The organism is Pyrococcus kukulkanii (assembly GCF_041647995.1).
In the GTDB taxonomy this organism is placed as follows: domain Archaea; phylum Methanobacteriota_B; class Thermococci; order Thermococcales; family Thermococcaceae; genus Pyrococcus.
Genome location: NZ_JARRIB010000001.1, coordinates 463,355 through 477,350, shown reverse-complemented (window position 1 = coordinate 477,350; position 13,996 = coordinate 463,355). Strand labels below are relative to the sequence as shown.

At 45.8% G+C, this 13,996-nt stretch carries 14 protein-coding genes; 12 read left to right on the top strand and 2 right to left on the bottom strand.

Annotation, left to right across the window (positions count from 1 at the left end; translation table 11 throughout):
* Positions 1 to 57 precede the first annotated feature (57 nt).
* The 9 genes from P8X24_RS02900 to P8X24_RS02860 all read left to right on the top strand — a co-directional run bounded on the left by P8X24_RS02900 (position 58) and on the right by P8X24_RS02860 (position 8,149).
* Complete coding sequence (locus P8X24_RS02900) at positions 58 to 1,281, top strand: Nre family DNA repair protein (RefSeq protein WP_372913975.1); 1,224 nt, start codon at positions 58 to 60, stop codon at positions 1,279 to 1,281.
* A 2-nt stretch (positions 1,282 to 1,283) separates the two neighbouring features.
* Positions 1,284 to 1,802 (top strand): CBS domain-containing protein, encoded by a 519-nt coding sequence (locus P8X24_RS02895; RefSeq protein WP_372913974.1) that lies wholly within the window; start codon positions 1,284 to 1,286, stop codon positions 1,800 to 1,802.
* A 98-nt stretch (positions 1,803 to 1,900) separates the two neighbouring features.
* Positions 1,901 to 2,314: an IS1/IS1595 family N-terminal zinc-binding domain-containing protein gene (locus P8X24_RS02890; RefSeq protein ID WP_372913973.1), complete on the top strand. Its 414-nt coding sequence runs from the start codon at positions 1,901 to 1,903 to the stop codon at positions 2,312 to 2,314.
* Between the two features lie 257 nt (positions 2,315 to 2,571).
* A complete protein-coding gene (locus P8X24_RS02885) occupies positions 2,572 to 3,255 on the top strand; it encodes a DUF257 family protein (protein WP_372913972.1) in 684 nt (227 codons plus the stop codon).
* Positions 3,256 to 4,761 carry a methyl-accepting chemotaxis protein gene (locus tag P8X24_RS02880; RefSeq protein WP_372913971.1) on the top strand — a complete coding sequence of 502 codons (1,506 nt, stop codon included), beginning with the start codon at positions 3,256 to 3,258 and terminating at the stop codon, positions 4,759 to 4,761.
* A 6-nt stretch (positions 4,762 to 4,767) separates the two neighbouring features.
* Positions 4,768 to 5,553, top strand: a complete 786-nt coding sequence (locus P8X24_RS02875; RefSeq protein WP_372913970.1) for an RAD55 family ATPase — start codon at positions 4,768 to 4,770, stop codon at positions 5,551 to 5,553.
* 34 nt (positions 5,554 to 5,587) lie between these two features.
* A complete protein-coding gene (locus P8X24_RS02870; RefSeq protein ID WP_372913969.1) occupies positions 5,588 to 6,544 on the top strand; it encodes an ATP-binding cassette domain-containing protein in 957 nt (318 codons plus the stop codon).
* Positions 6,541 to 7,344: an ABC transporter permease gene (locus tag P8X24_RS02865; protein WP_372913968.1), complete on the top strand. Its 804-nt coding sequence runs from the start codon at positions 6,541 to 6,543 to the stop codon at positions 7,342 to 7,344. The genes P8X24_RS02870 and P8X24_RS02865 overlap by 4 nt, the downstream gene beginning before the upstream one ends.
* Positions 7,331 to 8,149, top strand: coding sequence for an ABC transporter permease (locus P8X24_RS02860; protein WP_372913967.1), 819 nt, complete (start codon positions 7,331 to 7,333; stop codon positions 8,147 to 8,149). The genes P8X24_RS02865 and P8X24_RS02860 overlap by 14 nt, the downstream gene beginning before the upstream one ends.
* On the opposite strand, the gene P8X24_RS02855 is transcribed toward P8X24_RS02860, so the two are convergent.
* Together P8X24_RS02855 and P8X24_RS02850 are read right to left on the bottom strand one after the other, a co-directional pair.
* Positions 8,146 to 9,027: an ADP-dependent ribose-1-phosphate kinase gene (locus P8X24_RS02855; protein ID WP_372913966.1), complete on the bottom strand. Its 882-nt coding sequence runs from the start codon at positions 9,025 to 9,027 to the stop codon at positions 8,146 to 8,148. The genes P8X24_RS02860 and P8X24_RS02855 overlap by 4 nt on opposite strands.
* Positions 9,028 to 9,031: 4 nt before the next feature.
* Complete coding sequence (locus tag P8X24_RS02850) at positions 9,032 to 10,162, bottom strand: RNA-guided endonuclease InsQ/TnpB family protein (RefSeq protein WP_372914183.1); 1,131 nt, start codon at positions 10,160 to 10,162, stop codon at positions 9,032 to 9,034.
* Between the two features lie 276 nt (positions 10,163 to 10,438).
* On the opposite strand from P8X24_RS02850, the gene P8X24_RS02845 reads away from it, so the two are divergent.
* The 3 genes from P8X24_RS02845 to albA all read left to right on the top strand — a co-directional run bounded on the left by P8X24_RS02845 (position 10,439) and on the right by albA (position 13,996).
* Complete coding sequence (locus P8X24_RS02845; protein ID WP_372914182.1) at positions 10,439 to 10,942, top strand: Hsp20/alpha crystallin family protein; 504 nt, start codon at positions 10,439 to 10,441, stop codon at positions 10,940 to 10,942.
* A 109-nt stretch (positions 10,943 to 11,051) separates the two neighbouring features.
* Positions 11,052 to 13,439 (top strand): CDC48 family AAA ATPase, encoded by a 2,388-nt coding sequence (locus tag P8X24_RS02840; protein ID WP_372913965.1) that lies wholly within the window; start codon positions 11,052 to 11,054, stop codon positions 13,437 to 13,439.
* A 275-nt stretch (positions 13,440 to 13,714) separates the two neighbouring features.
* On the top strand, positions 13,715 to 13,996 hold the full coding sequence (gene albA / locus P8X24_RS02835) for a DNA-binding protein Alba (RefSeq protein WP_068323066.1): 282 nt from the start codon (positions 13,715 to 13,717) through the stop codon (positions 13,994 to 13,996).

Sequence of the window (13,996 nt, the reverse complement as noted above, 5' to 3'; positions counted from 1 at the left end):
TCGTTTTCCATTGGACACCGAAAGGTTAAATTCTCCAGAGGGGGAAGTATTAATCGTATGATAAGGGTTAACTCTCAGCTTTGTGCGGTATGTAAAGGTAGGAAACTCCTTTGTGGTAGGCCTGTCTGTCCCATTCTGGAAAGATTTAGGGCAGTTCGAGAGGTCACTCCCTTAATAAATAGGGAGGACATTTTCGGTTCATCCCCACCAAGCATTTTTGTTGGAGAATATGGATATCCGAAGGTAAGACTTGGCCCACTGGTTCCCCCAATAGAGGGTGAGACATCTCACCTAGATAATCCGAACTCCTGGGAGAACGTCACGATAGGGGACGTACTAAGGTATAGGTCTCTCCTGGTTATGGGTCAAGTAAAGGCTGATGTTGATGTAAGGAAATCTGGGAGGCTAATTGAAAGTATTCAGGAGTTGGCATTGTCTTCTAAGCCCGTGGATAGTGAAGTCCTCTTAAAAGGAAAACCAGTCATTAAGGTTCTTCCGAGTGAATTCGCACCTCCACTGGGGCCTAGGGGAATACTAAGGAAATTTGAGATTGTTGATAACCCAAAGGTACCTAGGAAAGTTGATTATGTGGTTAGCGACGAACTTAAGGTCAAGGATGCGATAATAACTTTATATGAGGCGGGTTTTGATGAGTATTACATAATAAGGCTATTGTCCGCTGGATTACTTGGGGTTAGGAAAAAGTTAGTGCCTACAAGGTGGAGCATTACTGCAGTCCAGGACACAATAGGTAGTTACCTTAGAAAGATCATCCTTGATTATGAACCTATAAAGGAGTATGAGTTGTACTTTCACGAATTCCTGGGCAATAGGTACATAGTCCTTTTAATCCCCAGGATGTATGCCTTTGAGCTCCTTGAGGTCTGGCTGAAAGGTTCCCTTTTTGGTAGTGATGAGCCTTCCGTGATTCATGACTATGAGGACTTCAGGGGAATAAAGGGGTACGCTGAAGAGACAAGTGGGGCTTATTACGCTGCAAGGTTAAGCGTCTTGGAGTATTTGAGGAGAAGAAAAAGGCAGGCAAGTGCGATAGTATTTAGGGAGGTTACACCGGCCTATTACGCCCCGCTTGGCGTATGGCAGGTTCGGGTTGGGGTAAGAAAGGCATTAGAAAATATTCCTCAAACTTTTGAAACACTTACGGAAGCTTTAAATGAGATTAGGAGAATACTACAACATCCTTTAGGTAAGTACTTAGACAGGAGTTGGTTGATTAGGCAATTAAGACAGAGAAGTATTGAGGATTTTCTGGGGGTTTAGGGATGGAAAGGAAGGTTGCAAGGATAATGGGTAAGAGGAAACTTATCCTATTAGCTAGGAAGAAAGAACTGAGCCATAACATAAAGTACATATCAAAAGTTCCCGTAAGGATAGTTATGGATAAGGAGTTCCTAAAGGTTCGTCCCGAAATCCCAATTTTTGAGCTCATAGGAATGTTCACAAGCGAAGAGACGTCCGCAGTGGTTGTTGATGAAAGGGATAGATTAATTGGCTTTATAACAATGAAAGATTTGTTGAGCTATTTTGTTCCCCCCAGGAAGTACTCCGTTGTGGGTTTTGGGTTGCTTAAGAGGTATGCCTTTACGAGGGCATCTAGGGTTGCAGATGTGATGGTAAAAAGACCCATAACGATTAGCGTCAATGATACCCTTGGCCATGCCATAAAGCTCATGATTGAAACTGGAAAACACCATTTGCCCGTCATTGATGAAGAGAGAAAGGTACATGGTATACTGGAAGTTAAGGACATAATAAGGCTGATCAGGATAGTCGCAATGTAGACCGAGGTGTTAGGATATTTGCCAAGGTGCGCAACCAAATGTTTATAAATTTCCAACCAAAAAAAAAAAACGGATCTTTAAAAAATTTACAAGGAAAAATGAGGGAAGAAGTAATTCTTGATGTTCAAAGGTTGCTCTCACTTACAGATAGAGAGGTAATGGAGGCAGTTAGGAAACTAAGGGATGAGGTTAGGTGTCCCTATTGTGGATCATCGGAGATAGTCAAGATAGGATTCATAAAGAGGCGGAATGGGTTTGAGGTCAGGAGGTTTAAATGCAAAAATTGTGGGAAGACATTTAACGAGCTTGATGGGACTCCTCTGAGCGGTGTTCATTCATTGAGGCGAATAGTACTCATAGCGTACCTTGCATTGTACTTGAAATTTACTCCATCAACTATTATGGCGGTAGTTGACTTGAAGTATCCAACTGTCGTTAGATTGTACAGAAAGGTTATCGAGAATAAGGAATATTTCAATAAACTATTAGAATTATTACTAAATGACCAATAGATCTACCTAACTTTTAAATTCTGTTTATTTTATGGGGTAGTTCGAAAATCGCACTTCATAATGCGTTAATATTGGATTATTTTGTGTATTTTTCTGAAATAAAGTATTAATCTAATGGCCATATCCTCATTATCAACAGATTTTGTTAGTGCTGAATATTTGTTAGAATAATAACGAGAGATGTAACATTTTGTCGTATAAGTTTTGAACAAAAATGCACACAAAACTTAAAATTCTCGATGTAATTGTTATATTATGTGACGGGTGGTGAGGGAGCTATGCAGGTATCAGATATGCTTGGAAAGGAAAAGATAAGCATATTGGTTGAGTATACATCTGAGGACGTACTCGGCCCGACGGTGTTTACAATACTGCAGAGGATCACGGAAAAATACAAGGAGAAGGCTCTCATTATAATTACAGATTTCCTCGACACCCTTCCGATATATAAGTATCAAGCAGAACTTTTGGGCATGAACACAGATCTAATAGATAATGTTCCAGTGATAAAGGTTGGAGGAAAGATAAGCGTCGGCAACGTGGTCTATAAGATCCCAATCTCGGCGTACCCAGTATATAAGACCCTGTACGAGGAAGCCCTGGGGAAGGTGCTAGATAATGTAGGGCATCATAATGGCTTCTTTGTAAACGTGCAGCTTGGGATAGAGAACATAATGAACATATTTGAAAAGAAAGAGCTCATTGAACAGGTTCATGATATTGGGGAGTACGTTGTCACGAAGAGCAAGGACATTAGGGACATCGTTTTCATTAACCTTGATTCTATGAGGAATGTTTCTCTTCAAGTAATTTCAATGCTAAAGATGATCTTTCCAATAGTTTTGAAGCTAACTAATGACGGAAAGTCGTTTGTTGTAAGTAAGAGCGTCTTTCCAAGCCTTAAAGGAAATAGCGGTACAATATGGGAGGTGGAGGAATAAATGGAGTTCAAAAGGAGACTCACGCTTTCAATATTTCTTCCCCTAATTTTGGTCGTTGTTACGGCAATAATAATTGAAAACATTGCTATCTCTGACCTCTACGATAACTTAGCGAAGACAATGCAGATAGTAAGGTCAGGGGGCTCAGTAGAGGCTGTACAATCAAGCATGAGTTCTGCTTTGTCCCAACTGAAGAAGACATTGTGGGTTAGCATAGGGGCCATGGTTGCAGTTGCGGCTGGCTCCGGAGTAGTAGCTTATTGGTTAATGAAATCTGCGCTTGACCCTGTGAGTAAGATGGCCAGGGTGGCGGAGAATATAGCCCAGGGAAGATTGAGTAGGGCCAGGCAAATGATAGGGGAAATTAGGTATGAGGAAAGGGACGAGATAGGAAAGCTACTTGAGGCATTCAAGTCTATATCTCAGGATGTCCTTAGGACGCTTGAAGTAATAACGGAGAGAATGGAGAAGATAGCTGAAGGAGATGTGAGAGACGATATAACTTTGCATGCTAAGGGTGACTTTGAGAGTATACTTAATTCAATGAGGAAAACGATAACACAACTAAGAAGTCTAATGAAGACCGTAAAGGACCTTGCCCTAACGCTTGAGAAGAGGGCTGATGAGCTAACTAGGATTGCCTCAGAAATCACGGAGGCAGTAAATCAGGTGGCCGAGGCAATTCAGCAGGTTAGCACTGAAGCTCAGAGGCAACAGGAGAACATCAGCATGATAATGGATGGAATGAACATAACCGCTGATGTAACTCAGAAGACCGTTGATGCCATGGAGGAGTTCAGCGGAGTAGTCAATGAGGTAATTTCGATAGCGAGAGAGGGGAAGGAGAAGGGCGAGAAAGCGATTACCCAAGTGGGGGACATTCAGGAGGCTATGAAAGTCATTAGGGACGCGGTCCAAGAAGTAGCTGAGATGAGTAAGAACGTTGGTGAGATAATAAACACGATAGCTGATATAGCCGAGCAAACAAACCTCTTAGCATTGAATGCAGCCATAGAAGCAGCTAGGGCTGGTGAGTATGGAAGAGGGTTTGCCGTTGTAGCCCAGGAGGTTAGGAACTTAGCTGAAGAAAGCAAGGGAGCAGCTGATAGGATAAGATCCATTCTAAGGGAAATACAGGAGAAAGTTGAGAGGGCCGTTGAGGAGACAGAAAGGGGAGCTAAGATTGTGGATAACTCAGTTGACTTCCTGAGGGAGACTGTCAGCTACTTAATGAATATTGGGGAACTGCTCGATGATGTGGAGGAGAGGCTTAGTGCCGTTAAGTCAGAAATCGCCAACACCCAGGAGCATGTTGAGAACGCCAAGAAAGCCCTTGAGAACTTGGCAGCAAGTGCCGAGGAAATGACTGCAAGTGCCCAGGAAGTTAGTGCAAGTGCAGAGGAGCAGGCCTCATCCCTAGAGGAAGTGAAGAGGAATATACTCGATCTCAGGAACATAGTTAAGGAGCTCAGGGGGGCCATTGAGTTTATAAAGGTTGAGGGGTGAATTATATTGGATGTTGAGTTTTTCTCTCCTCTCCCTATTGATATTGAAGAAATTGATAGGGCGATTGGAGGAGGCGTAATTAGAGGGGCAACAATCTCTATAATGTACGATGCATTTTCCCTGGGATGGGCGCTTGGTTTTGAAATATTTAAGAACATGCTATTTAGGGACTCTTTTGGCGTGATTCATAATTACAGCCTCCCAGTAATAAAGTTAATTTCTAGGGCATCTTTCGTTGGTCTTAATCTGCAGAGGCTGGCTAAGCATGAGAAAAAGTTGAGAATAATAGATGTATTTGGGTCGAAGTACGAAATTCCTCCATATGATGATGAGTACATCCTTACGGTACCTAATCCGACAGAGGAGACGTTGAATCCCAAGATAGAATGGGTGTATGAGGACAAGATTTATCCAATTGCAGGCGAGAGGAGGATAGTGAAACTTATTCACACCCTTGATGGCATTGTCACGTTGTTTGGGGAGAATGCCACGCTAAAACTGCTGAACTCTGAGGTGGCATATTTAGCGAAGATGTATAGGAAGAGGAATATAATCTCAATATTGCTCCTGAACGTTGATGTAGTTTCAAGGAAGTTTGTCGCTTGGGTCTCCGGTTTAAGTGATGTCGTTATAGTTTTTCACTCAAGAGTTGGGGATGGTGAGTTGATTGAGACCATGAGCATTCTTAAATCGCCAAATCCAGACTTCGAGCCTAGCACCTATGAGTTTAAAATATCAGCTGACAAGGGGGCTCACACCTTATCCTTTAGAAGGACGGAAAATAGTGCGTAATTCTTTTAATCTCTTATTCAATTTTCTTAGCGTTATGAAAGCAATCGAAGTGAAAAATCTCAGGAAGCTCTACCCAAAGAAGATCCCCCTTCCCTTCAGAAATGTTGAGTGGTTTGAAGCGTTGAAGGGGATAAGCTTCACCGTTAGAAGGGGAGAGTTATTTGGCCTACTGGGTCCTAACGGTGCAGGTAAAACAACGACAATAAAGATCCTAACCACTCTACTTGAGCCAACTTCTGGCGAGGCCAAGGTTTTAGGTTACGATGTGGTTAAGGAGGCAAGGGAAGTAAGGAGGAGGATAAACCTTGTTGCTGAGGGCGAGAGAACCCTCTACTGGAGGCTTACAGCCTACGAAAACTTGAGGTACTTTGCCAGCATATATTACGTCCCGAAGCGCGAGGCCGAGAGGAGAATTGAGGAACTCCTCAAGATGGTAGGTTTGTGGGAGAGGAGGAATGACCTTGTTATGAACTACTCGAGAGGTATGAAACAGCGCTTAGCTATAGCTAAGGCCTTAATAAATGACCCGGAGGTTCTCTTTCTGGATGAACCGACTTTAGGTCTGGATGTTCAGAGCGCGATATTCGTTAGGGAGCTCGTTAAAAGGCTCGTCGAGGAAGAGGGGAAGACCGTTTTGTTGACAACCCACTACATGCACGAAGCTGAAGAGCTTTGCGACAGGATAGCTATCATAGATCACGGGAAGATAATAGCACTGGACACTCCTGAGGGCCTGAAGAAGCTCGTCAAAGATGAGACGATAGTTGAAGTTAAGGTGAGAAACTACCCTGAGGACAATCCGTTTGGCTTGGCCAAGGTGTCTGAGGGAAACGGGATCACGGTTCTGAGGGGTAGCCTCGATGAGGAAGATATCCCTAAGCTAGTTGAGTTCCTAGTTAAGAGAAACGCCAAAGTTCTCTCGGTCGAAGTTGAGGAGCCGACCCTTGAGGACGTTTTCATAAAGCTCACAGGGAGGGGGCTGAGGGATTGAGCTTACTTGCGATAATTGACAAGGAGTTCAGGATGTTCTTCCGGTATCCTCTGAGAGTTATCAGTTCTCTGTTAGTTGGTATAGTGTTCCTAGTTCAGTTCATATACTTTGGCCAAGCCATCCTTGGGGGTAGATTTTCTTCCCTCCTTCAGGCCTCGACAGGTGTGGGTGATTACCCGACGTACGTTCTCATAGGCTACACGTTATGGTGGGTCTCCGTTTCGCCGATGGAGGCGTCGGTGTGGGGAATAAGGAGGGAGCTTCAGAGGGGAACATTCGAGAGTAACGTTGCATCTCCAACTGGGATATTGAAGATGGTTCTTGGCCTCGCCATAGCTTGGATGCTAATGGACTCCATGCTAATGCTCGCCGTCTTCTTATTCGGTGTTCTAACCTTTCACATACCGATAAGTCTGATTACTGTAGTTAAGGTTGCTCCGGTTTTGTTTCTCTCCTTTTTGGCTTTCCTTGGCTTTGGTCTCATGTTCTCTGGGCTAGTTATGATGCTCAAGAACATAGGACCTCTAGCTAATATCCTCGAGTTCGCTATCCTCTTCCTCTCTGGAGTTTTCTTCCCTCTCTCTACCCTGCCCCAGGGTGTAAGGGCTATCTCTTCTCTAATTCCCCTAACTCATGCAACAAACGCTGTCAGAAGGCTTTTCCTTGGCTACCCATACTCTAGCGTTTCCCAAGATATAGCATGGATGCTGTTCCTAATTCCGCTGTATTGGATGATAAGCTTGGCCATATTTAAGTGGGCAGAAAGAGTGACGAGGATGATGGGTTATGGAGGCTACTGAGCTTAGGGCTTTAATGGGCGTTGCGAGGAAGAGTTGGAAGGTGTTCGTGAGCTACAAAGTATGGTTTGTCAGCGATATAGCGATGGGGCTCTTTTTCGTAGCGAACGCCTTGCTGATAGGGTTAGGTCTTACTGGGAAGAGAACCTCTGAGGCCTTAGCAAGGCTTACAGGCTACTCTGACTACCTAACATTTGCGGTCTTGGGCTTCATGGTTCTGGCGTTTGGCCTCACATTTATGAGTGGCTTCGTGTGGAGCATAGTTGATGAACTCTACGCCGGAACCCTTGAGTACTCATTTGCCGCCCCGATGATGAGGATAACCTTCTTCCTGGGGAACGTCCTAGTTAGGCTAGCTTTAAACTTCCTGTACCTTGCTATTTACGTTCCACTCTTTTATTTTATCTTTGACTTAACCTTAAGCTTTTCTGGCTTGTTGAAGGGACTTTTGGTTCTCCTTCTCGGCTCTGTTGGCATGATAGGTCTCGGCATGGCTGTAGCTGGAATAGTGCTTTACCTAAAGGATCCTGGGCCCTTCATAAACGTTATGGAAATGCTGGTTTTTGCGCTCAGCGGTGCCATGTATCCCGTGGAGATTCTGCCGAGACCTCTCAGACTTTTGGCACTAGTTCTTCCGTATGCCCCAACCACAGAGGCCGTGAGAAGTGTAGTTGCCCATGGATTAGCTGAAAGTTTGGATAAAATAGGTTATTTGGCCGTGATATCCCTTGTGTATGTCATTCTGGGATATTTGGGGTATAAGTGGAGCGAGAAGAGGGCAAGGGAAGTAGGTCTAAAGAGCTACTAAAGGGGGATTCCAAGTTTAAGCTCTCTAGCGATTTTCCTTATTTCGTCAAGGGGCCTGATAGCTGTTCTTGCCCCTATTTCTTGAACCGTTAAATAAGCTAAGAGCATCCCAAGCTTGGCCGAGCTTACAACGTCCCATCCGTTGAGGAAGCCGTATATGAAGCCCGCATTGAATGAGTCTCCACCTCCGGTTGTATCAACGGCTTTAGCCGATAATCCCCTTACTTCATGCACCTCTCCACTCTCATCCCTCACGAGGGCTCCACCGCCATTTAGAGTTGCTATAGCTATCCTTGCCTTAACATCCTTTATCCTTTCTAAGTTGCCATACTTCCTCTTGAACTCGTCCTCGTTCATCATCAAAATGTCGAGCTTCTCCTCGATATCCTGGGGAACTTCCATTTCTCCAGGATCAAATGAAACCGTTAATCCCAACCTTTTCGCCTTCTCAACAGCATCCCTTACGAGCTCTATGGGGTTAGAGGAGAGGTGAAGGTGCCTCGCTTTACTCAAGTACTCCTCATTCACTTCTTTAAACCTGTTTGCCCCAGGGTACTTGACTATCCTCTTGTCCTCTCCCTTCACCATCATAACCGCAACTCCCGTCGCGTCATCAACGATCTTAATTCCCGTGACGTCTACACCCACCTTCTTGAAGTACTCCAAGTGAAGCCTCCCAAAATCGTCATTGCCCACGGCCCCAATGAATCCCACTCTAAGTCCTAAGCTTGCCAGCCAGCTTGCCGTATTCCCTGCGGAACCTCCAAGCCCCGTATACACTGATTTTGCATTAACTTTCTCGTGGAACTTCGGAAACTTCTCCATCAGGAATGTTATGTCGTAATTGAGGTTTCCCATGCAGATTACATCGAGCTCCATCTAATCACCTCCTTTGTGGGCTGGAAGCCTCGCCCTTTAGGGCGGGGAGGAAAGCCTGCTTCCTCAATTCTTCTAAACCTTTTTTGGCAATATTTCTTGCTGCATTCAAATCTCTATCAGCTATAAAACCACATTTTGGACACCTAAACACCCTCTCATCCTTGAAAGCTCTAACATAATAACCGCAGTTCGAGCACGTTTTTGAGGTGCCCCTTGGGCTCACGAAAATTACCGGCACTCCATATAGCTTTGCCTTGTAAACAATCTTCGATATAAGGTCTGCATAGCTCCAGCGGTGCAAGATTTTCCTTAGCGGTTTCGGCCTTCTCTGGCTCTTCAGACCTTTTAGATTTTCCAAGACAATTACCCTGTTCAATTGCCTTGCCCTTAGAACGAGCTCCTTAGCGATTTTGTGGTTCAGGTCACTAACGAACCTCCTATCCCTATGGTTAGTCTTAGCATAGATGCCAAACTTTTTCATAAGCCTCCTTTGCCTTCTCGCAGTAAGCTTCTCCAAGTGTTCCTTATGCTCTATTAGCACGTCCCCCTGAACTCTCATAACTTCCCTCCCTTTCTCATCACTTGCCACTAACAAGTTGTAGTATCCCAAGTCCACGCCAATCGCACCGATTGGCTTTATTGGTTCCTTTTCTGGAACGTTGACAGAGACAAATGCATACCAGTCCCTACCAATGCGTTTTATTGCCACCCTACCATGCTTGTATTGGAGATACTTTCTGAATTTCTTTGGAACGTATAGGGGTAAGTAAACTCTTTTACCCATCAGCGGGACGACCAGCCCGTTGTTCTCTATCTTTACATCAACGCCCTTGAAGTAAATAACATCGGAGTGGAACTCTGGAAATTCTCCCCCGTTCTTGAGCCAAGAACGATAAATTTCAATTGCTAAGTTCATAGCATCTCGGACAACGTTACTGTGCAGTTGGGGGTATCTGTCCCTAATCCTCCTGTAGGCAAAGCGGTGTGGGTTACCTCTGTTTGGCTTCTCTCCGAGTTGGGCAATTGCACTAAGCCAATCGTTTACGCAGGCCTTGAATGCTTCTATGGACTGTTCCAGCATCCACTCCTTATTCCTCGTTAGTGACCTCATTTTCATCTTTAGCGTGAGCTTCATCTCACGCACTCACCGTGTTTTTGCGTTAGGTTTTTATGCATTTTCACCTAGTAGTGAGGGCACTCTGGCCGTGCCCGATGACGCCAACCTGCCCGACGACCACGGGCGACCGTGCGGAGGGTGTTCCCTGTGGGAACCCCCGTCCTTTAGGGTGGGGAGGAGGTCAGCTAACCGAGTTATGTAATCAGGACTATTTAACGTACCTGCCGAAAGGTTTAAAAGCCATGACATTTTAATAACTATTGGTAACAAAAAAGGTGAGAGGGGGTGAGGAAGATGGTTGTAAGGAGGAGAAGGTGGGACATATGGGATCCGTTTGATTTGATAAGGGAGATTCAGGAGGAGATTGACGCAATGTTCGACGAGTTCTTCAGCAGGCCAAGGTTCTGGACTTACAGGAGATGGAGCGAGCCAGAGTACTACGAGGAGAGGATTGGCGAGGTCTGGAGGGAGCCATTCGTCGACATATTCGACAGGGGGGATGAGTTCGTGATTACAGCTGAGCTCCCAGGAGTTAAGAAGGAAGACATAAAGGTGAGGGTAACCGATGATGCAGTATACATTGAGGCCACGGTGAAGAGGGAGAAGGAGCTTGAGAAGGAGGGAGCAGTGAGGATCGAGAGGTACTACACAGGATACAGGAGGGTCATTAGGTTACCAGAGGAGGTAATCCCAGAGAAGGCTAAGGCAAGGTACAATAACGGTGTCCTTGAGATCAGGATTCCGAAGAAGCACCCAACAAAGAAAGAAGGAGAAGGATTCGAGGTTAAGATCGAGTGATCTTCTTCCTTTAGAAGTTTCTTTTTTGGTCAAGGTATTCGATCGAAAAATTTATAAAGAGACATGATTTTAGTAACCATTGGTAAAGAAAATAGCGAGGTGATGCGAAATGCCTGAGAGGAAGGAGATTAAGCTCAAGGTGGCTTCTGCTTATCAGAGGGATGTTGGTAGGGGCATTGTTAGAATTGATAGGAAGGCTATGAGAGAACTAGGGATTTCGCCGGGTGACATAGTAGAGATCATTGGTACGAAGAATACTGCAGCGGTTGCATGGCCTGCTTACCCGGAGGACGAGGGTCTTGGGATTATCAGGATGGATGGCACTATCAGAAAGAACGCTGGCGTTGGCTTGGGTGACGAGGTTATAGTCAGGAAGGCTGAGGTCAGGGAGGCTAAGAAGGTTACCTTGGCCCCAACTGAGCCAATAAGGTTTGGCAGGGACTTCGTCGAGTGGTTGCATGAGAGGCTCATTGGTAGGCCGGTAGTTAGGGGAGACTACATTAGGATTGGAGTTCTCGGTCAGGAGCTAACGTTTGTGGTTACCGCAACCCAGCCAAGTGGTGTTGTTCAGATTACGGAGTTCACGGAGTTCAACGTGAGCGAGAAGCCCGTTAAGGAAGTTGAGAAAAGAATGACTACTGGAGTTACCTACGAGGACATCGGTGGCCTCAAGGACGTTATAGAGAAGATTAGGGAGATGATAGAGCTCCCGTTAAAGCACCCAGAGCTCTTCGAGAAGCTCGGCATCGAACCACCAAAGGGTGTTCTTCTCTATGGTCCCCCAGGGACGGGTAAGACTTTACTTGCTAAGGCTGTGGCTAATGAGGCGAACGCTTACTTCATTGCAATCAATGGGCCAGAGATAATGAGCAAGTACTATGGAGAGAGCGAAGAGAGGCTTAGAGAGGTGTTCAAGGAGGCTGAGGAGAATGCTCCAGCAATAATCTTCATAGACGAAATTGACGCAATAGCACCGAAGAGGAGTGAAGTTACTGGAGAAGTCGAGAAGAGAGTTGTCGCCCAGTTACTTGCATTAATGGATGGCCTTAAGTCAAGAGGCAAGGTCATCGTCATTGGTGCGACGAATAGGCCTGATGCTTTGGATCCTGCTCTTAGGAGGCCGGGTAGGTTTGATAGGGAGATTGAGGTTGGCGTCCCAGACAAACAGGGCAGGAAAGAAATCCTACAAATCCACACAAGAGGAATGCCAATAGAACCAGACTTCAGGAAGGGAGATGTGCTCAAGGCACTCGAAGAGATCAAGAAGGAGGAGAAGTTCAAGAATGTCATTGACAAGGCGATAGTGAGGGTCAGGATTAGCAGGGAAGAGGACATTCCAAAGGTGCTCAAGGAGATTAACGAAGACTTGTACAATGAGGTTAAGGCTAAGCTGATAGACTATCTGCTTGAGGAACTTGCTGAGGTCACTCACGGATTCGTTGGTGCTGACTTGGCGGCATTGGCTAGAGAGGCCGCAATGGCTGCACTCAGGAGGCTAATCAGAGAGGGTAAGATCGACTTTGAGGCAGAGACGATACCAAGAGAAGTCCTGGACGAGCTCAAGGTGACAAGGAAGGACTTCTACGAGGCACTCAAGATGGTTGAGCCTTCAGCATTGAGAGAAGTGTTAATTGAAGTTCCAAACGTTCACTGGGACGACATAGGAGGCCTTGAAGAGGTAAAGCAAGAGCTCAGAGAAGCGGTGGAGTGGCCGCTTAAGTATCCGGAGGCGTTCAGGGCTTACGGAATCACGCCACCAAAGGGAATCCTCCTCTACGGACCGCCTGGAACTGGTAAGACCTTACTAGCTAAAGCTGTGGCGACTGAGAGCGAGGCTAACTTCATAGCCGTTAGAGGTCCGGAGATACTCAGCAAGTGGGTTGGTGAGAGCGAGAAGAACATCAGGGAGATCTTCAGGAAAGCAAGGCAAGCAGCTCCGACGGTAATATTCATTGATGAGATCGATGCCATTGCCCCAAGGAGAGGGACAGATGTTAACAGGGTAACTGATAGGATAATCAACCAGCTACTCACCGAGATGGACGGTCTCGTTGAGAACAGCGGAGTAGTGGTAATAGCTGCAACCAACAGGCCCGACATAATCGACCCAGCGTTACTTAGGCCGGGAAGGTTTGACAGGCTAATCCTGGTTCCAGCGCCCGACGAGAAGGCCAGGCTTGAGATATTCAAGGTTCACACCAGAAACATGCCGCTAGCTGATGACGTCAAGCTTGAGGAGCTTGCCAAGAGAACTGAAGGCTACACAGGAGCTGACATAGCGGCCGTGTGTAGGGAGGCTGCAATGATAGCCATGAGGAGGGCACTTGAGCAGGGAATACTCAAGGAGGGCATGAAGGCTGATGAGATCAAGAGGATAGCAAAGGTTACGATGAAGGACTTCGAGGAGGCCCTCAAAAAGATAGGGCCTTCAGTTAGCAAGGAGACGATGGAGTACTATAGGAAGATTCAGGAGCAGTTCAAACAGGCTAGGGGATAATTTCCTTCACTTTGGCATTTTTAAGCATTCCTGAGAAGCACGTTGCAAAGTAGAGGAGATACAATGAGCTTCACCAAAAGTTAGGTACAGGGGTGATGTTGCCTTTGTGATACTGGCCAAATCTCAGAAAGTTGCAGAGAGAACCGTTAATGAGCTTAAGGAGCTCCCAATAAATGTGAAGGTCATAGAGATTGAGGGAGAGGGCTGATAACCGAAAAGTATTTAACTTAACTTAAGCATTTGGGTGATGACAAAAAGCCAGGAGGTGTCAAGAGATGGCTGAGGAGCACGTTGTTTACATCGGAAAGAAGCCTGTTATGAACTATGTCCTAGCCGTCATAACCCAGTTCAACGAGGGTGCAAAGGAGGTCGTTATAAAGGCCCGTGGTAGGGCTATTAGCAGGGCCGTTGACGTTGCAGAGATCGTCAGGAACAGGTTCCTCAAGGACACCGTTGATGTTAAGGACATTAAGATCGGTACCGAGGAGCTCCCAACCGCTGATGGTAGGACTACAAACACCTCAACCATCGAGATCGTTCTCGAGAGGAAGATCTGA